This window comes from Alistipes sp. Marseille-P2263 (assembly GCF_018101075.1).
Lineage (GTDB): Bacteria > Bacteroidota > Bacteroidia > Bacteroidales > Rikenellaceae > Alistipes > Alistipes dispar.
The window spans coordinates 20,163-40,512 of the sequence record NZ_JAGQEJ010000009.1 but is presented as its reverse complement, the minus strand read 5'-3'; the positions used below and the strand labels follow the sequence as shown (position 1 = coordinate 40,512).

The window sequence follows — 20,350 nt, the reverse complement described above, 5'->3', positions numbered from 1 at the left end:
TATTCCGAGTTCCATTCGAAGATTGTTTGAACGTTATTTTCCTGTTTGCTGAACGGGGCCGAAAAACGTAGGTTTCGGCTCGCGGAACTTGACTGAGAAAGATGCTGCGATCTCTCCGTTGCCGAATGGGATCAACTGTGAATAATCCGAGAATCCGACGGCGTAAACCCGAAATTCCATTCCCACATCGGCGAGCCGTAGTGTCAGATAGCCGTTGTCTCCCGATTTGAGGAAGTTCACGAATGCGACATACCGAGAAAGGAAGGCCGTATCGTCCGGGGCCGTAATGGCGAACCTGAGCATGATATCCCGGGCATCGAACGCCTGCGTCAGCGTATCCGGTGTCCGTACGCCGTTTTCCTCCCGAAACGAGACCTCGGGTTGTTCCTTGAGCGTCGGCGGTGCAAGCAGTGAGTCGTAGTTGTCGTGTCGGTCCTCGGCTGTCTCTGCAAGGAAAGCCCCGAAGCGGGCATATACGTCCGTATCATTGATGAAAAACAATCCTTCGAGTACTTCCATGTCAGTTTACCTTTAGGCCGTCGCGACGTATCGCTTCGAGCAGTTCATATATTTGGGGTAGCGATCCCGTATGTCCGGCGATTGTTTGCAGTGCGTTCAACGACTGGCCGAGCACCGGAACGATTCCTTCGAGGTTGTCGTCGAAATTCGCCGAATGAATCTGGATCGACGTAACCAATCCTTCGACTCTGGAAAACGATTCCTGCGACACGGTCTGCATCGCTCCGGATTTACCGCTCTGTTGCGTGGTATTTTCCATGCTGTCTATGGAGATACCGCTTTCAGCTGCTATGCGACGAAATTCGGCCCATAGCTTGTTGAATTCATCCTGTTGTCCGAGCGCATCGGTCATGAGTTGCTGCATGGCTTCGGACCATTTCGAGAACCGTTCTTCGTCGGAATAGCTTTCCCTGTTTATCTCATCGAAACGTTTTTCCGCATCCTCGAATACCTGTCCGAGGGTGTTCGAGTAGATCATATCCTTGGCCAGTTTCCGCATGGCCTGTCCTACGCTCTCCACGAACGAGTCGGCCGCATCCGTACCGTTCTCGAACGCATCGACCAAGGCATCGGTCAGTGTATTCCCCAAATCTCCAAATATGTCCTGCAGATAATCGTTTACCGCACCGATGGCCTCCTCGTAAGTTTCCCAGTCGTCGACCAGAGACTGCAGCAGCTCCCGGTTTGCATCTGACAGATGCTTAAAGGTATCTCCACCGTTCTCGACGAACTCCTTGAGCGCCTCCATGTTGAGTTCCCCGTCGTCGAACAACTCCGGAACAAGGCTTCCCAGCGACTTGTATTTGGCCGAACGAAACCAGGTCGAGTGGCGGGTCTGCACCTGCATGTTGTAGACCGAGTCGGCAACCGTTTCCCAAGTCTTGGCCACCTTATCGAGGTTAGCCAAACCCGTGGAGCCTTTGCTGAACGGCTCGAAGACCTCCTTGCCGCGGGTCATGATCTGCTCCTGCGTTTCGCTCAACCCATCCAGGGCAGTCCGCACGACCTCGACATTCTGCCTGTAACGATCGTATAGCCGATCTCCGAAGATCGAGTCGTAGGTGTCCGAATTGATCTTCGACCGTTCCTTCATGATGCGCAGTTCCTCATTGAACTCCCGGGCCAGCCGCAGGTTACGCTCCAACGAAGTCTCTCCGCCTTTGAAAAGGCTGAAAATGGATGTCAGGGCACTGACTCCAGCTGAAATACCTCCCAAAATACCCGATGCCATGCCAAGTTTATTTCCGTTTGACTTTGCCGTGCGGTAGGCTTGGATGGCATTGACCATCTGCAGCGTCGAGGCGGAAACCTTGCCTGCTACCGAAATGATTTCTCCGGCGGCACCCCCGATAGCTTCGCCGACCTCATTGAATGTATCGACGACATCCGTAAGCACACGGTGTAGTTCCGTCCAGGAGGTCGTGTCCATAGCTCTTTCCTCTTCCTCCTTCTTTTTGGCGTTCAATTCAGCGCGCCTTTTTTCAATCTTCTGTTTCGCTGCCTGTAGTACAGCGATAGCATTATTGTCGCCGGGAATTTCGCCCTGCAAGTTTTCCAACTTTTCTTGGACTTCGATCAATAGCTCATCCAGTTTCTTGACCGAGGCCATAATGATCCGATTTGACCAGGTTTCGAACTCCGGAAATTGTTCGGCAAAACGTTCCGTGAAGTCATCAAGAGCCTTTTGTTTTGCTCGACGAGCGATCTCTTGGTTTTCCGGATTCGCTGCGAGTTTGGCAATCTCCGCATCGTATTCCCGGGCAATCCGCAATCGTCCCTGCTGGTAAGTTTCGTATTTTTCCAGCAACTTATCGAACGATTCGGTCTCTTTGCGATCTACCTCTGCCAACTCCTGGTCCCGGAGTTCAACCGCACCCGCCACTAAGGCGTCCGTTTCGGCCATCACCGACTTCTCAGCATCGGAACCGATGTTCGCACCGGCAGTGCGCAGTCGTTTTATGAGAGCGAGTGTTTCGTGTTCCTGCGTCTCGTATTCCCGGCGTTTTTTCTCGTAAGTCAGACGGATTGTCGCCCTCTCTTTGGCGAAGCCGTCCTCCATCTGCGCTACGGACTGTTCGTCGATTTCTTCCCTGAATTTTCGTTGTGCTTCGGCATATTGTCGGAGAAGCGGTTCTACCGAGCCGGAGCCAACGGTCTTTCCCGATATTGTGTCAGCAGACAGGATTCCGGCATTTTCGAGTATCTTGTTTCCGGCCTCCTCTTCGGATCGCTGTATCTGCAGCAGCGACGACGCATAATTGTCGGTTTCGGCCTTGAGCTTACGGAGCTGTGCTGCTTCGTCCTCGAACGATTTGGCCCGCTCCTCCGCCAGTTCCGAGGCGCTGCGGGCTCCGAAGCGGGTATCCGCAGCATAAGCCGTCATGTCGATCTCCTCGTTTTTACGAACATCCGCAGCTTTATTCTCCAGCTCTTGGGCTTTGATTTCGTATTCGAGGCTTTTCTTGTATTGCTCGGCGGCGAGTTGCTGGGCCGCCACAGCCCGTGCCCGTCGCTCAAGGGATGCGACGAACGCATCGGTATTAGTCACCAGCAGGTTCTCGGCATCGTGCACATTACCCACTGAGACTCCGAGTTTGTCGAATTCGGACTTGTTGTCTTCGATGAATTTTTTCCGGGTTTCAAGATCGTCTCCGAGGGTTTTCCATGCGGCACTCAAAGACCGGACCGCGGCGACCTGTTTGCCGTAATCCGCGGCATCGGCGATCATCGTTTCATTCACTTCGCGTTGTGCATCGGCCATGGTTCGTGCAGCGGCCTCGCCCCGGAACAAACTCGAGACGAAATTTCCGATCTCCCTTCCGTAAGCGACGGACAGGGCTATCCCTATGGCCATGAGCGTTTGGAACGATCCGATGGAAGACAACACCTGTTTCCATACGGGAGTTGCTTTTTGACCACTTGCCGTCAGCATCTCGTATTCACGCCGCGCTCGGGCTAACTCGTCGGTGAAGATCGGCAGGTTGTTCGAGATGGCCATGAAAAACATCTGCGGGCCCATGGACAATACCGGCAGCTCACGGGCAAGTTGCTGAATAGCCATGTTCAGGCCATTATAACTCCTTACGGCCTTCGGAGCGCTTGCTGGCACCAGATCGGTGCTTTGGGCCGTTGCCTGCAGAGCCTGAAGCTGCCGCTTCAGGCTCTCGATCTGACGGATATTCTCCGTTTGATCCATCTGCGGGGTTTGAGAAATGACGTTTTGCAGACGGGCGATCTCGGCTTCCAAAGCCTGAATGCTCTTCTTCGTCTCCGTGGCGTCCTTCTCCACGCCGTCGATCCCGCCTGAGACTTTGGAAAGCCCCTGGCGGGTATTGTTCTTGACAAGGAATTCGATCTCGACGGGTTTCATTACAGGTTCAGTTTCGATTGAAAGAGTTGTGCGGTATCGGGGCTTTCTTCCGGAGACGTCACACCCGTGCGCTTCGCCGGGAGGGTTTCATAATGCGGCGCATCGGCCAGCATCATCGCAAGGGTCTGGAAGTTCACCTTCCACAGAATATAATGCAGAGTCCATCCTGTAGCCGACGCGATCTGCCAGACGATTCCGAAGGGGCTATGAGAACTTTCGTAAACAGTTCTTAACTCCCCTTTCCTGCTCTTGTGGGGCGGCTCGTCTCGTACCGGAAGGGATTGATCCTTTCGGCCGATTCGATAATACTCGTAAAATCCCGTGTTCCCCGCATCTTGCGGAACCACCGCTGCGCCTCGATCCGATATTCGGGCGGAACCTTCCAGCGGATGAGCCATGCCACGAGCGGTGCCAGCAGCATCCCGGAAAGATACCCCCGGCATATCGTCAGCGCCAGCATCAGCGAAAGTCTCTTTGCATGCTGGCGGAAAAATATACGCTCTTCGTCTTCGGAGAATGCGGCCCATTGCTGAGCCGTAATCCCCAGTTTCAGGTAGTGGCGCACGATACGCATCTGACCTCCCAGGCACGGGCGGCGCATCGTCACCCGCAGAACCCATTCGTGCCTCCGCGGCAGGCGGATACGGAGCAAAGGCAGCAGAATCCCCGCGTCGAGCAGGGCTTCCGCCGCCTCCAGTTCGACATTGCGTTTCATGGCCTAAGCGTTGGGCTGCGAGAGCGACACGGTAGCCTTCGTTTCGGGATCAGCCTCCAGAATGAACTCCAGACTTCCGGAACGGGGAGATTCCCCGTCGTTGGTCTCGGCGATCACCGTGACACGCCCGTTGACAATCTCTACCGAGAATCCTTCGGGAACGGCTCCTACGGAGAACGGTCCGGATGCCTCGATGTCGACGGTCTTGCTCCCGCCGGCCTGTTCGAAAGTGAGCGATGTCGGTTCGGCCTCGATGAACGGCTCCGTAGGCAGAATTGAACCGGGAGAAGATCCGTCCTTCGGCGCCAGGACTTTCAGTCCGAATTCGATGCCCAGCACGTTTTCACCGCCCAGTCCGCCGCGGATCTTCGAAGCGCGCAGCGATACACGCTTGAGTTTTACGGTTTTGCCCGTGCCGACCAGAATACGTACGTCACCCTCGACACGCATCGAATTGGCGGGCATCTGCCACTCCTCACCGACGACCTTCCCGCCCATCAGATCTACGCAGTTCTGGGGGATCATCTCGATCATCTTTCCGGTGATTTCGTTCGTCGCGGCACGCGTTTCGATGTCCAGGACAGGATTGGTACGGATCTGCGCGGCCCACAGCTCGACAGTCTGGGCATCCTCGCCGCTCCAGTCGAGGCCTTCTTCGGAAATGTTGCCGATACGCTTGCCATTGAAATAGACGGCGTCGAGCAGCATCAGGTAGCCATCGTTACGTTGAATTACAGATCGTTTAGACATAATCAGAATATTTTAAAAAGTTTTTCGAATAGGTTTGTTTTGCGGGCCCACCATCCACCCAGGCAGCCTGCCGCGAGTCCGAATGCGAACCACCAACCCCGGTGCGAAGACGTACGGGTCCGCTCTTCCGAGGTGCGTGTATGGTCCGAAAAAGCGATCTCGGCGAGCAAGTCGTAGGCTTGTCGAGCCTCCGAAAGCCGTCTTTCGAGGGAGTCGATCCGTTCGGACTGCCGTGCGGCCGTCGCTTCGAAATATTCCGTACGGCGGGACAGCGAATCACAACGGGCCAACAGACGGAGGGTATCTCCGTCACGGCGTGCTTCGAGAGTCAGCTGTCCGTCGCGTGCCGTGAACGATGCCCCGTCAGGAAGCCTACGGAGGTTCTCTTCCGTCAAGTTCACCCGGGCCGTCCGCTGCGGCACCGGTTCCGTCCGTACCGAGCGTAGAATCGAGTACTCTGTCTGCTGCAGGGTCGTCGCCGTTTGTGTCGTCTGCATGTCGGCAATTCGCTCTGCGACGTGTATGCTCCGTGCGGAGTCTGTTCGAAACTCCGTCCTGCCGCGGATCGTTTGCTTCGTCGGAGCGCATGCCGCCAGCAGAAGCGCGGCGAGCGGCAGAAGTCGTCTTGTCTTCATAACCGGTCTTTTTCCCGATGGCTTTCCGGAGGCGTTCGACCTCCTTGGTCAATCGGTCGATGCGCACGAGCATCTCTTCCTGGTTGGCCTTGAGGTCGACGTTCTCCCTACGCAGCAGGACGTTCTCCTTGAGAATCTCCTTGTTTTCGTTCGACAGCAGGTTGATCGAATCCTGCAGTTCCCGGAGGAAGTCGTTGTTCCGTTTGCGGCGGGAAAAGATCCAGGTGAAGACGCTGCCGAGGAATCCGCCCGGAAGGGCAAATGCCAGTATTTGCATCCAGAAGTTATCCATCGTTGAATCGTTGAAAAGGTCTTTACACTCGTTCGAGCATGCGGGCAATCGACGAGATCAGATCGGCATACTCGGCCGGGTCGGCCGTGCAGTAGCCGGCCTTGGCGATCTCGTAGGCGAAACGCGCCACATCGTTCTTATAATCCATCGCCGGCAAATAGCGGCGGGACGAGAGGATCGCGGCATGGTCGCGAACGGCCTGCTCGAGGGTATCGTAGTCGCGGAAGTCACGGTCTACTTCGTAGCGGAAACGCCCGTCGCGCAGCGGCGTGATTGAATACACCTTTTTGAACCTGCCGCCCTGCCGATCGTCGGGGAAGTATTCGAATGTCCGTACGGTCTGCCGTCTACCCGTCCATTTGTCGCCGGCCGTGATACCGAAGAGGTTGTTGCCGATGGACGAGTCGCCCCATCCGCTCTCGAGCGCGGCCTGCGCCGCCACGAACAGGGGATCCAGCCCCGTCTCGGCGCAGACTCGCTCGATAGCCGGATAGTAATGGCGTTTAAAATCCGCGGGTTTCATAACTATGCGGAATAGGCTGCCTGTTTGACTTCGAGGTTCTTGGTCACCCCACCGAGTTTCACGGTTACCGATCCGGTGCGGGCTTCGCCTTCTTCTTCCTGTGCGGGAACGACGACCTTGAACTGTCCCTGCTCCTTGGTAGCCGTGATCCACGCCGCGGATGCCGTTACTGACCACTCCTCCGAGGATGCTTCGACTTTCACGGTCTGGGTACCCCCGTCTTTGGTGAATTCCGTGAGTGTCGTGGGCGTCAGCTTGACCGTCCGCGTGTCGAGCAGGACGGCGAGCTGTCCCCACACGATGTTGGTGTCGATCTTCATCAGCATCTTGAAGAAGAACCGTTCTCCAGCGTTGGTCACACGGTCGACCTTGATGGCCGTGGTATCGGACACCAGGTTGCAGGCGGCCCAGAGGTTCGAGTCGATGTCGAGGCTGGCGACTGTCGCCACGATCACTCCGTCGGGCCAGTTTGCCAACCCTTCGATGCGCTTGCCCTTGAACCGGGGCGCATTGACGGCCGTAGGGTCTTTGCCTTTCGACGAATCCGTGATTTCATCGTCGTAGGCATCGAGGTCGTTGGCCGACATCAGGAAGCAGAAGTTGGGGTTGTTGCGCATCGCCGCAGGAACCTTGGCCCATACGGCACGCAGGCGTCCGAGCTGCTTGGTCGACGTCGTGGTGGCCTTGATTGTCTCCGAGTCGGTGAAAATGCGCGTCAGAATGCCGTTGAAGAACTGGTCCTCGCCGTCGCCCTGCACGCCGTTGATGAAATGGTAGCCCAGTTCGTTCTTGGCGACCTTGGCGATTTCGAGCAGCATCTGCTCCTGGACGTTGGACGGGAGCTCTCCGAAAACCAGTTCACCGGTAGGCTGAAAGGGCTTCCAAAACTTTTCGAACGAGCGCGGATTGAATTCGGTGTAGGCCATTACGTCCTGCGGCTGCAACACGCGTTCGTCAATAGTGAATTGACCTTTCGAGTTCGCCTCCGTAGGCTGTTCGACGCGTTTCTGGAGGATCTTCGAGAGCTGCATGCGCGGGATCGAATATTTGTCGCTCACGTTCTGCTCCATGTGGATCAGTCCGCGCTCGAACAGTTCGTTGCCCGTGGTCACCAGCGTCAGCAGGCGGTTCAGAAATTCACCGCCGTAGTTGGTTTGAATAGAGGGGTTCTGTGCCATAATCGTATGAATTTGATGTTTTGGGGAATCAGCGTCCGAGACGTTTGCGGACCTCTTCTTTGCGCTCCTCGAGGGGATCGGACTGCACCCCGTCGCCTTTGTCGAGTCGGTCGATGATGCGACGCTTGGGCTTCAGCGAGTCGAAGTACGCCCGGGCCGTCGCTTTGTTGGCCCGCAGCATCGCCAGCGCGTTATCCTTCTGATCCGCGGGGATGCGGCCGTCCTGAACATATTCATCGGCCATGTTGCGGATCTCTGCATCCTTGGCTTCCTGCTCCCTGCGGATGAACTCTTCGTTTTCGGCTTTCAATCGGTCGCGCTCTTCCTTCAGGGCGTCTCGCTCGGCGCGCAGAGTCTCCGCTGTGGCAGCTTGGTTCTCCAGTTCGGCCACTTTCTCAATGGCTGCAGCCTCGTCGGCGCAATCAATGAAGCGCGGACGGGCCTTGAGTTTGTTGAACATAGTCTTGTCTTTTGAAGTTTGTGTTTCGAGTGAATTGATATATCGCTGCGTATAGGCATCGCAGATCTGCCGGGGAGTTACTCCCGACGGTGCCATATCATCCGGATCTTCAGTATCGAATACCTCGTCGACAAACCCCAGGCGCAAAGCCTCGGAAGCCGTCAGCCAATGGTCTTTTCCGTCGAAATAGGAGTTTCGGATCTGTTCAGTGCTCTGTCCGGTTCGCTGTGCGTAGATGTCGCACAGGATCGCTTCGAGTTGTTCCATCTCCGCTACGTGGTTCCGGATCTCTTCGACGGTTCCTTCAGCATATCCCCGAACCGAATGGATCATCAGACGGCCGTTCGAGGCGATCTTCACTCGACGTCCGCAGCCGGCAATCACAGAGGCAGCGCTGGCTGCCAAGCAGTCGATGTAAATAGTGATGTCCGCCCGCGAAGCGCGCAGGGCATTGAAGATCGCCAATGCGGCGTACACTTCGCCGCCGACGCTGTTGATACGCACGTCGATCCGGCGGCCTTCGCTCTCGGCTGTCATCAGCTTCTTGACGATGTCCTCGGGCTGTATGCTTCCCCAGTCCCCAATGTCGCCGTAGAGCATGATGCAACACTCGTCGGTGCCGTCGATGATGTCCACGATTCTGTGCTCCATGATACGTTAGATTTTGCCGCAAAATTGAGCGCTATTTCATCGCTTTGCAAACCGACAAAACATGATGAAACTTTATAAATCAATAATATGATTATAAAATTGGTTTGCTGTTCCAGCAATTTGAATCCCTCCTTTTTAGATGTCATTTTTGCATCAAAATCCGACGACAGATGAGTGCGATATCCCGACAACAGCAGAAAGAATTCGCTCGTACGCTTTACCTGCGCGAAAACCTCACGCAGGCCGAGATCGCCGAACGTGTGGGCGTCAGCCGCCAGACTATCATCCGTTGGATGGCCGCCGAGAAGTGGGATGAGTTGAAAGCATCGATCTCCATGACGGCCGAAGAACAGATTCGCAACCTGCACCGGCAGATCATCGAGATAAACACTACGATTCTCAACCGGGAAACGGGAGAGCGTTATGCCAACGCCAAGGAAGCCGACACGATCGTCAAGTTGACAACGGCGATCAACAAATTGCAGACCGAGGCCGGAATCCATGAGATAGTGGGAGTAGGAGCCTCGTTCATCGACTTCCTGCGTCCCGTGGATTTGGAGAAGGCCAAGGAGTTCACCCGATTGTTCGATGCCTTCATCAAGGCCAAAATGACGAAACGATGAAGCAGGTCGACCGTGATGCTCTCCGTTACTGGGATGAGCTCAAACAATCCGTCTACAACGCCACCACGATCGACGAGACCAAGACTCAGTCCGAGATCGAACGGCACCGTATGCAGTTGGAATCCGACCCGCTGACATGGTTCCTCTTTTTCTTTCCCCAGTATGCCAAGTATCCTTTCGCCCCCTTTCAGGTGCGGGCCGTGCGCCGCGTGCTGGCACATCCGGAATGGTTCGAGGTTCGAAGTTGGAGCCGCGAGCTGGCGAAATCCACCATTGGGATGTTCGAAGACCTTTACCTTGCGCTGACACGCCGAAAACGGTTCTTCGTGATGGCCAGCAACACCCGGGAAGCCGCCGTGCGTCTGCTGATGCCTTACCGCGCCGAACTGGAGGCGAACCGCCGCATCAAACAATACTACGGGGATCAGCCGACGCTCGGGAAATGGTCGGAAAACTTCTTCAAGGCCCGCTGTGGCGCAACATTCATGGCCATAGGTGCCGGGGAGACTCCGCGAGGCGTCAAGAACGAGTCCGTACGTCCCGACGTGCTGCGCGTCGATGATTTCGACACTATTCCCGATTGTTTGAATCCCGATATTCTCGGTAAGAAGTGGGCATGGTGGGAAAAGGACCTCTATCCGACCCGTTCCGTCTCGGAAGGGACGCTGGTCGTGTTCAACGGCAACATCATCGCCGAAGACTGTTGCGTGAAACGGGCCGGAGCCATGGCGGACCATTGGGACATCGTAAACCTGCGGATGGTCGACTCCAAACGACCGAACGGAGTCGCAGATTACCGCGACGGACATTCCGTATGGCCGGAGAAGAACAGCGAGGAGATGATCTCACGCGTGCTGTCGAAGATGAGCTACGTATCGGCCATGGCCGAATATTTCAATACACCTATCGCCGAAGGCAAAATCTTCGAATGCCAGTTCTTCGGGAAGGTCCCGCCGCTCACGAGATTTCCCTTCCTGATGATCTATGGGGATCCCGCGCCGTCGCAGCGGCGCACTGCAGCAGGGGGATCGTATAAGGCCGTATGGCTCACCGGAATGTTCAACGATGTATTGTACGTCATCAAAGGAAGATTGTTCCGCGGGTTGAACGACGATTTCATCAGCGCCTATTTCCATTTGTTCCGATATGCCGGGGCAGGAATGAAGGTTCCAGTGTACTGTTTCATGGAGAACAACTCCCTGCAGGACCCATTCTTTCAACAGGTGTACAAGCCGCTGCTGGCGCTAAAGCGCCGGGAAACCGGCATCAATCTCTCGATCCTACCCGACACGGCGATCAAGGGCGACAAGGCCGCACGCATCGAAGCCAGTCTCGAACCGCTCAACAGAGCCGGGCAGCTCGTATTCAACGAGGCGGAGAAAGACAATCCCGACATGCAGGAGCTCGTGAAGCAGTTCCGACTCTTTTCGATGAAGCTCTCTTATCCGGCCGACGGCCCCGACTGCATCGAAGGCGGTTTCCGCATGATACGCAGCAAACGAAGCGTCCTCGCTCCTGTAACGATCGTGGCAGCGAAGGACTATCTGATCAACAAACACCTGATTTGACATGGCTGAATTCATTACCCCCGACGACTATGATGCCACCGTGCATCGGGAGATTCTCGACTCCTTGGTTCGCGAGGACCGGAATGTTATCGAGATCTGCGAAGACCGCGCGATCGACGAGATGCGCTGTTATATGTCGCAGGTATACGACTGCGACAGCATCTTCTCAGCACGCGGAGAACAACGCAGCCAGCTCGTGCTCATGTTCGCCCTTGATATCTCCGTATATCACATCTTCTGCATCCATAATCCGCACAACATGTCGCAGATACGCATTGACCGCTACGAACGGGCCGTCGAGTGGCTGAAAGGAATTCAGAAAGGGCAGATACGTGTCGACGGGCTTCCTTCGGCTTCTGTTACCGAAGGGAAAAGTCCCTCGACGCCTTATCTGGTGTCGAGCAATCCGAAACAACATAATTTCATGTAAGCCATGACCCGAAAGAAAGACAAGAAGGTGACCGTGGGCTCCGGGCAGGCTCCCGCGACGATCATCCTCACGGCGCCCCAGATCGGAGGTGTGGATATCGCCTCCTACATGCGTGCGATCCGCGATGCCGACCGGATCGACTTTCCCGACAGGGTGCGCCTGTACAACCTTTATATCGACCTGCTCAATACGGATGCGCATCTCAATGCCGTAATCAACAAACGTCGGGCGGCGTTGCTTGACCTGCCGGTCGTCTTCCGCCGCAACGACCGTGTCGACGAGGCGATGCAGGAACACCTGCGGTCCCCTTGGTTCGGAAACTTCATCCTCGACATCCTCGACGCGAAGCTGTGGGGGTTCTCGCTCTTCCAATTCCGGCGCGACGGCGAATGGATCGACTACGACCTGATTCCACGCAAACACGTAGATCCCGTACGGCGTTTGATTGTCAGGCGCGAACAGGACATCACAGGCGACAGTTGGGACGAATATGCGGATCTGCTTTTCGTTGGGAAACCCCGCGATCTGGGATTGCTGGCGCAGGTGATGCCTTATGCCATTTACAAGCGCAATTGCCTGGGATATTTTGCTCAGTACACGGAATTGTTCGGGCAACCTCTGCGGGAAGGGACGTACGACATATACAACGACGAGGCGCGCCGGGCCATGCTCCGCGACCTGACGGCGATGGGCGCCAGCGGAATATTCCTACATCCCGAAGGCACTGAGCTCAAGCTGCACGAGGCATCCCAAAAATCCGGAAGTGCTCAGCTCTACGAGACCCTGCTGGACTACTGCGACAACGCAGAGAGCAAGGCTCTGCTGGGAAACACCCTCACCACGCAAACCGACGATACCGGGACGCAGGCACTCGGAACCGTACACAAGAACGCCGAAGAGGCCATAAACCACATGGACCGACTCTACGTGCTGAACGTGCTGAATTACGACATGACGGAGATTTTCGCCGCGATGGGCATCGACGTCGCAGGAGGAAGATTCGAATACGAACAGCCCAAGAACATCGACCTGACGGCACGAATTGGTATCGACCGTACACTACAGGCCATGGGGTTGCCCATCGGAGACGACTATCTCTACGAAACCTACGGCGTGGAACGCCCGGCCGACTATGCCGAGATGAAGGCACGAATGTCGCAAAACCGCGCCACGGAAGTCATAGAGGCTGCCGGAGCATTTCCGCAAAACCGCATGACACCGGGATTCTGGAGCCGCATGCGCGATTTTTTCGGCTTCGCCCCCGACCGCGATGCGGGGGCTTCAGGGTGGTAATGGAAAGTCTGTACGGAAATGCGGTCGCGAAAACTGCGGAATCTTTCGACTCGACGGTTCTGATGCGGATGCTCCGCGACATCTACGAAAAGAAATTCGATCCCCGAACGGAGATCAATCGCGAAATGTTCGAAGAGGTATGGGACGAATTCAACCGCGCCGTAACGGACGGATACGGCAAACCTGCCCATGCGGAACCGGGATTCGACTTCTATCAGGCACTGCGCCGCAGCAATGCCGTGTTCTCTGCTTTCAAGGTGCACCGCATGCAGAACGATATGGCAGCGCAACTGCTCGATGCCGACGGAAAGCTGAAATCATTCGAGACGTGGCGTCGGGACATCGCACCGATCGCCGACCATCAAGTAGGAAGCTGGCTCCGCACCGAGTACGACACGGCCGTGACGCGGGCGCATCTTGCGGCTGACTGGCAACAATTCGAAGCCGAAGCCGACCTGTTCCCGAATCTGGAGTGGCTCCCAAGTACCAGCGCGGAGCCGCGACTCGAACACATGGCCTTCTACGGTCTGATTCTGCCGATACACCACCCATTCTGGCGGGAATATTTCCCCGGGAATGTCTGGGGATGCAAATGCGGTATCCAGTCGACCGATGCCCCGAGAACCCCCGAAGAGCGGATTCCTGTCGCATTGTCCGGAAGCGGCGCCGCTCCCGGGCTCAACGAAAATCCGGCCTATACGGGCGAGATCTTCAGCGGCACGCACCCGTACTACACCGAAGCATTGAAAGGCGCCCGAAAAGCCGCGGAAGTACTCCTCGACGAGATATTCCCCGATTATGCCGATGTGAAGGTCGTGCCCCGACACACCGAAGAGTATACAGCACGCGTGAAGGAGCTGCGGAGGTTGGCCGGCCCGCTCCGGGAAAAGCCGCTGACGAATTCCGAATTCGGACGTTCGATCGAAGTGACTATGCGTGGCATCAAGGAATATCTGAACCAGCCGCATGCGCACTATGCGCACAAGAACGAACTGCTGTTGAACATGCGGGAGGTCATGCGGCGGGCCAGATACATGGGGGCCGTGCCGAATTTCAAAGAGGTGCCCGGTCTGAAACGTTCGCATATCTTCGAGATCCGGATTTTGGGAGACAGGAGTTGGATCGTCGTGCGCGAGACCACGGACGGACAGATTCTGTTTTACAGCATATCGGACTCCCCGAGGATTCTGGAGGGTGTGAAAAAGTGACGACCCCGAAACCATTCTCGCGGAACTACAATCCGCGCCGCAGGTCTCGAGGCCGTCGTTACAATGCAAAAATAAGATGTTTTTCGACGGATTCCAAATAATTTTTCGAAATCCGTTCAAAGAGCGATAAAATGACGATAGAACAACTCCGAAAAGAACTCAGACAGTTCCAAACCGCGGCCCGAAAGCTCCTGCGCGACGAAATGCCCCCAATTATCGGGCGGCTGGCCGTGAATCACTACCGGGAGAATTTCCGGAAGGGCGGGTTCGTTGACAGTGCACTCGAACCGTGGCCCGTCACCCGGCGACAACAGTCGGGAGGGAAATTCGCGGCACAACGCTACGGGCCATTGTTGAGCAGCCGCAACCACTTGATGAAATCGACCCGCTACGAGACGTCCGCTTTCCGGACCCGCGTGTTCAATGACGTGGACTACGCCTCCATCCACAACAGCGGAGGCGTGACGCATCCGACCGTTACGCCGAAAATGCGGCGCTTTGCGTGGTACCGGTATTTCGTGGCCGGGGGCGGCAAGACGAAAGCGCCAGACCGGACCGAGGCGAACGAAACGGCGGAAATGTGGAAAAGACTTGCGCTGACGAAGAAAACGAAGCTGACGGTGCGCATTCCCAAACGGCAGTTCATCGGGCCGAGTGCCGCACTTACCCGTCAGATACTCCACAAAGGAGAAGAGAAACTTCTTAAAATCATGCCGAAATGAACGAAGTATTGACCGAACTGATCGCACGCTTGGGGCAGAAAGTTCCCGAGCTGCGCTTGATCGACGAGGATTACGGACAGCTCGAACCGAATCCCGGTGACCAATATCCCGTGGTATTCCCCTGCGTGCTGTTAAGTGCCATAGGAGTAGAATGGGCCGATATGGGGATACCGGGACCGAACGTGCAGCGCGGAACGGCCGAGATCACCGTACGGCTGGCCATCGACTGCTACGACGACACACACGCCGGGTCGGGAACCACCGACCGGATCGCCGCCCGGGCACAACTGAACCGTCGCGTGGTGAAGGCTCTGCACGGGTACCGCCCCAAAGGCTCCATCGGCCCGATGTCGCGGGTACGCAGCGACAGCTCCACGACGGTCTATAACTGGAAGATTTACGAAACGACGTTCCGATGGACCGCGAAGGACGACCTCGGAAAACCCGAATGACGACTATTCGCCGGCGAAGAGCGCCAACTGGGCCGCCGTGATGCGCGGCTTGCGGACCTTCGGGACGGGCTGCACCTTCAGTTCCCGGCATTCGCGACACGCCTGGCGGATGATCGCCATGATGCGCTCCTCGGAGAGGAAGAACTCCTGCTCCGAGAGGATTTTCAGCGCGTCGTCGAAGCGCAGGCGCTGCAATTCCGTCCAGTAGTAATACCGGCGGATCAGCGCCGCATTGCGCTGCTCGATCAAGTGTTTGTTACGACCGCGGGGCATGGCTTCGAAATCAAAGTATCCTCCCTGCAAAGATACGATTTTTGTATCTTTATTTTTCGAATATATTCAGTTATTTAACAAAAACCGCCGGATCAAATCCGGCGGTTCAACAATTTATCGGGAATGGCTTAATGTTCGGTCATCCTGCGGGCCGTTTCCCATGAAGGCATCATGTCCCCGAGCAACTGCGGAAGGTAGGCGAAGCCGTCCTCCGGGCAGTTGTTTTGATCGACGAGGCTGATCAGGTAGCTGATCTCCTCGTGCAGTTTCATCCAGCTTTCGACGGGATTGCCGCCGGTATGCACTTCTATCACGTAGCTGTCATGCTCAAAGCGTACCATTCGAACCTCCTTTCTCGACAGTTAGTCGTACGGGCTGCGCTTCGCGCAGCAGTTTGCGGAAATCGGACATGAACGCTTCGCGGCGCTCTTCGTGGCGCACCTGCATGATCTCGGCGTAAAGCCGGAACAGCTCGCCCTCGGTGACCATATAACGTTTGCGGATTTTATTGTGTCCCATGATGATTTACTTGTTTGAAGGTTCAACGGTCGGATCGGTGTTTGCGGGCATTCTGATTTCCCAAAGAACCTCCGCTACCGCGGTTGAAATGCACCGCAGGAAGCCGCAGCGGCGCGGGTAGCGTCGCAGATTCGCTCGTGAGCAGTTGCGCCATCTCGCGCGGAGAGCAGTACAGACGATCCGCTTCCCGGTTGGCCTGTGCCCGCTTGTAAAGAGCCATCAGGATTCTGCTGCTCTTCTGTCCGCCGTTCAGAACGCGGCTTACGGTCTGACGCGATACCCCCAATTCCAAAGCGACGGCGATCTGGTCCCCTTGGTGAAGACTCTCGCCGATAAGCCACAGCAGGTGGAGAATATCCGCCGTGATCTGTTCCCCACGACGGGGATAACGTATTGATTCCCGTTTCCGGACCGATGGCAATTCGTAACGTCCCGTTCGACGAAGAGTCGGCAAGACCTCTGAGGTCACCCACTTGCGGAAACTCTTCGCCTCGGGCTTGTTCGAGCGGAAAATAAGGTTGTAAAGACCTGATTCATTCACTAACCACATCTCACCTTGACGACCTAAACTTTTCTTAGCCCGTTCGTCATCATCGAGCATCTGGATAGCTACGGACGGATTTGTATGCCCTAAAACGTCGCAGACATCCTTTGCGACGAAATAAGGCTGCCCGTTGAGTATGACGGTACGCACCTGTTGGTTCGAGGCGTTGAACGTAAACGCCTGCGGCAGTAAGTTGCCGGCTTCATTCTTATCGGTAGTCATAGAATAAGAATTATGATAAAGAGAACGCCCCCGTAGATGTGACTACCACATATACGCAGGGCGTGAATGCTGGCCGGTCGTTTCCTCCCGACCCATCATAGGGGCGTTCCTTTATCGAGTCAAAATCGTTTTTTTGATCTTTGCCCTCGATTGTATATGTAGTAGTCAAGGGCAAATATAGAAACAAATTTCAAATCGAGCAACTGCCGTTCAAATTATTATTGTTTTTCGAATACCATACCGCGTTCATCCGTCATCTTATCTCCGTTTACGGATAATTGCATGGTTGCAGTTTCTCCATCCATAGAAACTTTACACGTTACCGTTGGCGGAACATAGCTATACGTTCCTACGGCTTCTCCTTGATCCGTCGTCGTTGATCCGCTTTTTTCCAGATAGACATAAACGCATTTACCGTCACGTTGGAACTCAATGGCTTCAATCCATAGTAAACCGTTCGATTTTTCCTGATGAACCCAAAATGTTCCTTCAAGCAATTCATTTTGTACGTTGTCCTCATTGTCATCCGAACAACCTACGGTCGAAATGGCAATCATGGCCAGGAATAAGAAGAAAATCTTTTTCATAATGAATTTAAGTTTTGGTTATACAGGGCAAAGTTATGAAATTCCCCCCCCCAACAAATCTTTCGTGATTTTTGTTCCCGGCGGCGGAATCGAACCGCCGCAGAAAACCGTTCGGGATTATTCCATTGCGGCCATGGAAAGTGGGAGCGTCTGTTTTACGCCCTTCTCATCCTTATATGATACGGAGATGAACTGACAGGTGTCCACGGGTCGGTATGCGCTTTGGATGATGTCTGTGGCTTCGATAAGTTGGGGATACCCCGATCTGCGGGCAATCTCACGCAACTGGAGTACTCGACTGGCCTTGAGGTTTCCCTTGCGGTCCTTCGCCAGCAGGTTCATCACCATCTCGGTCAGGGCTGCCGAGTCGGCATCCTTTGCCAGCGAGCGGATGAACTCCTTGACCTTTGCTACGCCTACCTCTACCGTATCGTCCCAGCCGTCGTTGGTCCGGTTGCCCAAAGCGATGGTCAGCCGACCGTCGGAAGTGGTGAACTGGTCGCTGTGACGATCGGATTTGGTCCGGAACAAATCCTCCTTGAGCCGGATGAGCAACTCGGCATCGGCAAACACTTCGTCCTTGAGACGCCGCATTTGCTCGCTCAGTGTCTGTAGCCGTGAGAACTTCGTACGGCAGAACTCATCCACGGCGGACTTGTAGGCTGCGATGTCGTCTTCGCGTTTCTGTTTCTCGGCACGCTCTTCGGCCTCAAGCTGCGCCTTCAGTTCGGCGCGCTGCGCTGCTGTCATTTTCGAGATGTCCATATTACAAGGTTATGTTTATTTTCGTCACCCACTCATCGTCACAAATTGTCCCCATGAAACTCACGCGTCTATGGGTTCCGATCTGCCCGCTGATTTTATCCAGGGGCAAATTGTTTTCATGTGCGAATGCACGGATCAGACTGTCGATCGTTTTTTCGAGTTGCATTTTGGCCTCGACGAGGTTTCCTACTGTATTTTCCATAATTTTATTGATATAAAGGGTTTAGGTGTTTGGTTGATTCTGTCGCCGATTGTCGGGCGGCCTGTGATGCTTTCCATAATACCGAATCCCGGTGTGTTTTAGGAATCCAGTGCGGATATGAATCGGGTAGCGGATCATGGACGTAGATTCGCCTTTCGACAATTACCGGAGTTCTCCGACACGAGCAGCACCCGACTGTCAGCAGACAGCATAAGAAAAAGATTGTTTTCATAGTTTTTTCGAGGTTTTGCGAGAATCTCGCTATTTCTTAAAATGGCAGTTCGCATCCTCTGCACTTTCCGACATGTCTGAATAGTTCGGACCAGCGGCCGAACAAACATATATCCAAATATCTCCTCTTTCTATAAATGGGGTGTCCATCAAAACATGAACACTCAGATATACGTACACAAAATAATATCATATTATTGTAATTCAATTCTATTTACATCAGGTTCTTGAAATCCAGTCCTATCTCCGCACTCCGGGCATTTAACATACCAATATGTACATCTATCCCTTGAATCAATAAAAGAATTATCTACATCTTCTTTGTTAAACTCAAACACACATCCGCAATTGACGCATGTATGTCTATATATGGCTATGCCATATTCTGTCCCATGTGATATTACCTTCTTCATTATAAACTATTTTACTAATTCAAACTCGTATGCCACGACCCACGGATTCGATGCCCACGTTCCGCGGCCGGATACCTTATCGATAAGCGCGGCAAAGGCTTCGCGGGGAGTATTGAACCATAGTCCTGTACCCTTACGGTCGATATATCCATACATCCCAAGTATAGATTCTGCGTAGGCTTGTCTAAGCCCCTCCTTCAGGCAATCAGCGGTCGAAATATCCTGCAACCGCTCGCACTTGATTCCGGTGATTCGTATTTGGTGGGGCATCAATTGCGGATCGACGAACATCTTATTTCTCCATCCCGGCAACTCTGTTATGTATGCCAGCTTGTATCCGTGCACCTTCGAAAGTTGTAACAAATACGATCCTTTGTCATGATATATATTGGCTAAGTCCTCGTACCTTTGCGCCACGGCCACGACCTCGCCGAGTTTATATCGGCATTTATGCCTAAAAATTTCAACACCTTGACGGCACATGACAATATATCCGGCATCTTTCTCATAAAAGAATTCTTCAGCGCTATTAGCTGCTAATTGGAATTGATCGCCTCCCTCAATCCATCTCGTATTTGTCTTTATACCCTCGATCACCGCCTGCGTCAAGCCGTAGCGGTCGTTGAACATTATCTTTTTCATTCCTCGTTCAGTTTTTGGCTAAATTCGTCGGCTATATTTTGGGGCATATTGCCTTGAAAAACGCCTTCCATCATTTCCTTGATAATCTTATGTGCTTTCTCACGCATCCGCATCTCGGCATCCTGCTCGGCAAGTTCTATCGCCATGTAGGCTGTGGAAGCATCGACCATGCGATCTCCGTTGCGCATCACGATTGCATCGTTATCGATGTACTTCTTTGCTCTTTCGCTTTTCATTTTCTCTTTTCTTTTAGCTCCGCAACGCGGAGGAGGATATGATTTCTTATCGCTTCATTGACAAATTTTAATGCTCCGAAATAGCCCTTACACTCGGCAAGCATTAAAATCATATCATCCGGAAACTCTTTGCGTGCTTTACGCCGCAGCCGTTTCAGTAGTCGTGTTTTCATTATTATGTAGTTTTTTCGAGATTTTGCGAGAATCTCGCTATTTTTCAAATTCCACTGTGCAAAATTTGCACTTTCCTGTCTTTCTGAACAGTTCGAACCAACGCCCGAACAGACACACGTTCCAATATCGCCGACGCCTCACAATACGCCGTCC

The 20,350-nt window shown here is 54.3% G+C and carries 26 protein-coding genes; 8 read left to right on the top strand and 18 right to left on the bottom strand.

What is annotated here, in order from left to right:
* Positions 1-33 precede the first annotated feature (33 nt).
* The 9 genes from KB554_RS10945 to KB554_RS10905 form a co-directional block, all read right to left on the bottom strand.
* On the bottom strand, positions 34-519 hold the full coding sequence (locus tag KB554_RS10945; protein ID WP_211036117.1) for a hypothetical protein: 486 nt from the start codon (positions 517-519) through the stop codon (positions 34-36).
* A gap of 1 nt (position 520) precedes the next feature.
* Entirely contained in the window at positions 521-3,889 is a 3,369-nt protein-coding gene (locus tag KB554_RS10940; RefSeq protein WP_211036116.1) for a hypothetical protein, read from the bottom strand.
* Complete coding sequence (locus KB554_RS10935) at positions 3,889-4,083, bottom strand: hypothetical protein (RefSeq protein ID WP_211036207.1); 195 nt, start codon at positions 4,081-4,083, stop codon at positions 3,889-3,891. The genes KB554_RS10940 and KB554_RS10935 overlap by 1 nt, the downstream gene beginning before the upstream one ends.
* Before the next feature lie 35 nt (positions 4,084-4,118).
* Positions 4,119-4,604 (bottom strand): hypothetical protein, encoded by a 486-nt coding sequence (locus tag KB554_RS10930; protein ID WP_211036115.1) that lies wholly within the window; start codon positions 4,602-4,604, stop codon positions 4,119-4,121.
* Positions 4,605-4,607: 3 nt separating this feature from the next.
* A complete protein-coding gene (locus KB554_RS10925) occupies positions 4,608-5,354 on the bottom strand; it encodes a BACON domain-containing protein (RefSeq protein ID WP_211036114.1) in 747 nt (248 codons plus the stop codon).
* Between the two features lie 372 nt (positions 5,355-5,726).
* A complete protein-coding gene (locus tag KB554_RS10920; protein ID WP_211036113.1) occupies positions 5,727-6,281 on the bottom strand; it encodes a hypothetical protein in 555 nt (184 codons plus the stop codon).
* Positions 6,282-6,303: 22 nt separating this feature from the next.
* Positions 6,304-6,804, bottom strand: coding sequence for a glucosaminidase domain-containing protein (locus KB554_RS10915; protein WP_211036111.1), 501 nt, complete (start codon positions 6,802-6,804; stop codon positions 6,304-6,306).
* Between the two features lie 2 nt (positions 6,805-6,806).
* Positions 6,807-7,982, bottom strand: a complete 1,176-nt coding sequence (locus KB554_RS10910; protein WP_211036110.1) for a BACON domain-containing protein — start codon at positions 7,980-7,982, stop codon at positions 6,807-6,809.
* 28 nt (positions 7,983-8,010) lie between these two features.
* Positions 8,011-9,093, bottom strand: coding sequence for a head maturation protease, ClpP-related (locus KB554_RS10905; protein ID WP_211036109.1), 1,083 nt, complete (start codon positions 9,091-9,093; stop codon positions 8,011-8,013).
* Positions 9,094-9,263: 170 nt separating this feature from the next.
* Between KB554_RS10905 and KB554_RS10900 the strand changes: the two genes are divergently transcribed.
* The 7 genes from KB554_RS10900 (at position 9,264) to KB554_RS10870 (ending at position 15,389) form a co-directional block, all read left to right on the top strand.
* Positions 9,264-9,716 carry a DUF1804 family protein gene (locus KB554_RS10900; RefSeq protein WP_211036106.1) on the top strand — a complete coding sequence of 151 codons (453 nt, stop codon included), beginning with the start codon at positions 9,264-9,266 and terminating at the stop codon, positions 9,714-9,716.
* Complete coding sequence (locus tag KB554_RS10895; RefSeq protein WP_211036105.1) at positions 9,713-11,284, top strand: hypothetical protein; 1,572 nt, start codon at positions 9,713-9,715, stop codon at positions 11,282-11,284. Before KB554_RS10900 ends, KB554_RS10895 begins: the two co-directional genes overlap by 4 nt.
* Position 11,285: 1 nt before the next feature.
* A complete protein-coding gene (locus tag KB554_RS10890) occupies positions 11,286-11,714 on the top strand; it encodes a phage protein Gp36 family protein (protein ID WP_211036103.1) in 429 nt (142 codons plus the stop codon).
* A gap of 3 nt (positions 11,715-11,717) precedes the next feature.
* A complete protein-coding gene (locus KB554_RS10885) occupies positions 11,718-13,007 on the top strand; it encodes a DUF935 family protein (RefSeq protein ID WP_211036101.1) in 1,290 nt (429 codons plus the stop codon).
* Positions 13,008-13,069: 62 nt separating this feature from the next.
* Positions 13,070-14,215 carry a hypothetical protein gene (locus KB554_RS10880; RefSeq protein ID WP_211036099.1) on the top strand — a complete coding sequence of 382 codons (1,146 nt, stop codon included), beginning with the start codon at positions 13,070-13,072 and terminating at the stop codon, positions 14,213-14,215.
* 131 nt (positions 14,216-14,346) lie between these two features.
* The gene (locus KB554_RS10875; protein ID WP_211036097.1) at positions 14,347-14,937 is read left to right on the top strand and encodes a hypothetical protein; all 591 of its coding nucleotides are present in this window, start codon (positions 14,347-14,349) and stop codon (positions 14,935-14,937) included.
* Entirely contained in the window at positions 14,934-15,389 is a 456-nt protein-coding gene (locus tag KB554_RS10870) for a hypothetical protein (RefSeq protein ID WP_211036095.1), read from the top strand. Before KB554_RS10875 ends, KB554_RS10870 begins: the two co-directional genes overlap by 4 nt.
* Positions 15,390-15,392: 3 nt before the next feature.
* Here KB554_RS10870 and KB554_RS10865 read toward each other — a convergent pair whose 3' ends face one another.
* The 6 genes from KB554_RS10865 to KB554_RS10840 form a co-directional block, all read right to left on the bottom strand.
* Entirely contained in the window at positions 15,393-15,662 is a 270-nt protein-coding gene (locus KB554_RS10865; protein WP_211036206.1) for a transposase, read from the bottom strand.
* 128 nt (positions 15,663-15,790) lie between these two features.
* Entirely contained in the window at positions 15,791-16,003 is a 213-nt protein-coding gene (locus KB554_RS10860; protein WP_211036092.1) for a hypothetical protein, read from the bottom strand.
* Positions 15,990-16,181: a hypothetical protein gene (locus KB554_RS10855; RefSeq protein WP_211036091.1), complete on the bottom strand. Its 192-nt coding sequence runs from the start codon at positions 16,179-16,181 to the stop codon at positions 15,990-15,992. Before KB554_RS10855 ends, KB554_RS10860 begins: the two co-directional genes overlap by 14 nt.
* A 22-nt stretch (positions 16,182-16,203) precedes the next feature.
* Positions 16,204-16,947, bottom strand: coding sequence for a BRO family protein (locus KB554_RS10850; RefSeq protein ID WP_211036089.1), 744 nt, complete (start codon positions 16,945-16,947; stop codon positions 16,204-16,206).
* 218 nt (positions 16,948-17,165) lie between these two features.
* Entirely contained in the window at positions 17,166-17,534 is a 369-nt protein-coding gene (locus KB554_RS10845; RefSeq protein WP_211036087.1) for a hypothetical protein, read from the bottom strand.
* A 117-nt stretch (positions 17,535-17,651) separates the two neighbouring features.
* Positions 17,652-18,299: a DUF3164 family protein gene (locus tag KB554_RS10840; RefSeq protein WP_211036085.1), complete on the bottom strand. Its 648-nt coding sequence runs from the start codon at positions 18,297-18,299 to the stop codon at positions 17,652-17,654.
* Between the two features lie 70 nt (positions 18,300-18,369).
* Here KB554_RS10840 and KB554_RS10835 point away from each other — a divergent pair, with 70 nt between their 5' ends.
* Positions 18,370-18,603 (top strand): hypothetical protein, encoded by a 234-nt coding sequence (locus KB554_RS10835; protein ID WP_211036084.1) that lies wholly within the window; start codon positions 18,370-18,372, stop codon positions 18,601-18,603.
* A gap of 548 nt (positions 18,604-19,151) precedes the next feature.
* On the opposite strand, the gene KB554_RS10830 is transcribed toward KB554_RS10835, so the two are convergent.
* From KB554_RS10830 to KB554_RS10820, 3 genes are read right to left on the bottom strand one after another with little or no spacing between them, the layout of a single operon-like run.
* The gene (locus tag KB554_RS10830) at positions 19,152-19,787 is read right to left on the bottom strand and encodes a hypothetical protein (RefSeq protein WP_211036082.1); all 636 of its coding nucleotides are present in this window, start codon (positions 19,785-19,787) and stop codon (positions 19,152-19,154) included.
* Positions 19,784-20,023: a hypothetical protein gene (locus tag KB554_RS10825; RefSeq protein WP_211036081.1), complete on the bottom strand. Its 240-nt coding sequence runs from the start codon at positions 20,021-20,023 to the stop codon at positions 19,784-19,786. Before KB554_RS10825 ends, KB554_RS10830 begins: the two co-directional genes overlap by 4 nt.
* Positions 20,020-20,196 (bottom strand): hypothetical protein, encoded by a 177-nt coding sequence (locus KB554_RS10820; protein ID WP_211036079.1) that lies wholly within the window; start codon positions 20,194-20,196, stop codon positions 20,020-20,022. The genes KB554_RS10825 and KB554_RS10820 overlap by 4 nt, the downstream gene beginning before the upstream one ends.
* Positions 20,197-20,350: the final 154 nt, after the last annotated feature.

Coding starts and splice junctions, on each gene's coding strand:
- KB554_RS10890 (WP_211036103.1), top strand. CDS start 11,286: ATGGCTGAATTCATTACCCCCGACGACTATGATGCCACCGTGCATCGG.
- KB554_RS10865 (WP_211036206.1), bottom strand. CDS start 15,662: ATGCCCCGCGGTCGTAACAAACACTTGATCGAGCAGCGCAATGCGGCG.
- KB554_RS10945 (WP_211036117.1), bottom strand. CDS start 519: ATGGAAGTACTCGAAGGATTGTTTTTCATCAATGATACGGACGTATAT.
- KB554_RS10910 (WP_211036110.1), bottom strand. CDS start 7,982: ATGGCACAGAACCCCTCTATTCAAACCAACTACGGCGGTGAATTTCTG.
- KB554_RS10840 (WP_211036085.1), bottom strand. CDS start 18,299: ATGGACATCTCGAAAATGACAGCAGCGCAGCGCGCCGAACTGAAGGCG.
- KB554_RS10820 (WP_211036079.1), bottom strand. CDS start 20,196: ATGAAAACACGACTACTGAAACGGCTGCGGCGTAAAGCACGCAAAGAG.
- KB554_RS10925 (WP_211036114.1), bottom strand. CDS start 5,354: ATGTCTAAACGATCTGTAATTCAACGTAACGATGGCTACCTGATGCTG.
- KB554_RS10830 (WP_211036082.1), bottom strand. CDS start 19,787: ATGAAAAAGATAATGTTCAACGACCGCTACGGCTTGACGCAGGCGGTG.
- KB554_RS10875 (WP_211036097.1), top strand. CDS start 14,347: ATGACGATAGAACAACTCCGAAAAGAACTCAGACAGTTCCAAACCGCG.
- KB554_RS10920 (WP_211036113.1), bottom strand. CDS start 6,281: ATGGATAACTTCTGGATGCAAATACTGGCATTTGCCCTTCCGGGCGGA.
- KB554_RS10895 (WP_211036105.1), top strand. CDS start 9,713: ATGAAGCAGGTCGACCGTGATGCTCTCCGTTACTGGGATGAGCTCAAA.
- KB554_RS10860 (WP_211036092.1), bottom strand. CDS start 16,003: ATGGTACGCTTTGAGCATGACAGCTACGTGATAGAAGTGCATACCGGC.
- KB554_RS10905 (WP_211036109.1), bottom strand. CDS start 9,093: ATGGAGCACAGAATCGTGGACATCATCGACGGCACCGACGAGTGTTGC.
- KB554_RS10870 (WP_211036095.1), top strand. CDS start 14,934: ATGAACGAAGTATTGACCGAACTGATCGCACGCTTGGGGCAGAAAGTT.
- KB554_RS10835 (WP_211036084.1), top strand. CDS start 18,370: ATGGGTTCCGATCTGCCCGCTGATTTTATCCAGGGGCAAATTGTTTTC.
- KB554_RS10855 (WP_211036091.1), bottom strand. CDS start 16,181: ATGGGACACAATAAAATCCGCAAACGTTATATGGTCACCGAGGGCGAG.
- KB554_RS10930 (WP_211036115.1), bottom strand. CDS start 4,604: ATGAAACGCAATGTCGAACTGGAGGCGGCGGAAGCCCTGCTCGACGCG.
- KB554_RS10885 (WP_211036101.1), top strand. CDS start 11,718: ATGACCCGAAAGAAAGACAAGAAGGTGACCGTGGGCTCCGGGCAGGCT.
- KB554_RS10825 (WP_211036081.1), bottom strand. CDS start 20,023: ATGAAAAGCGAAAGAGCAAAGAAGTACATCGATAACGATGCAATCGTG.
- KB554_RS10940 (WP_211036116.1), bottom strand. CDS start 3,889: ATGAAACCCGTCGAGATCGAATTCCTTGTCAAGAACAATACCCGCCAG.
- KB554_RS10850 (WP_211036089.1), bottom strand. CDS start 16,947: ATGACTACCGATAAGAATGAAGCCGGCAACTTACTGCCGCAGGCGTTT.
- KB554_RS10845 (WP_211036087.1), bottom strand. CDS start 17,534: ATGAAAAAGATTTTCTTCTTATTCCTGGCCATGATTGCCATTTCGACC.
- KB554_RS10915 (WP_211036111.1), bottom strand. CDS start 6,804: ATGAAACCCGCGGATTTTAAACGCCATTACTATCCGGCTATCGAGCGA.
- KB554_RS10900 (WP_211036106.1), top strand. CDS start 9,264: ATGAGTGCGATATCCCGACAACAGCAGAAAGAATTCGCTCGTACGCTT.
- KB554_RS10880 (WP_211036099.1), top strand. CDS start 13,070: ATGCGGATGCTCCGCGACATCTACGAAAAGAAATTCGATCCCCGAACG.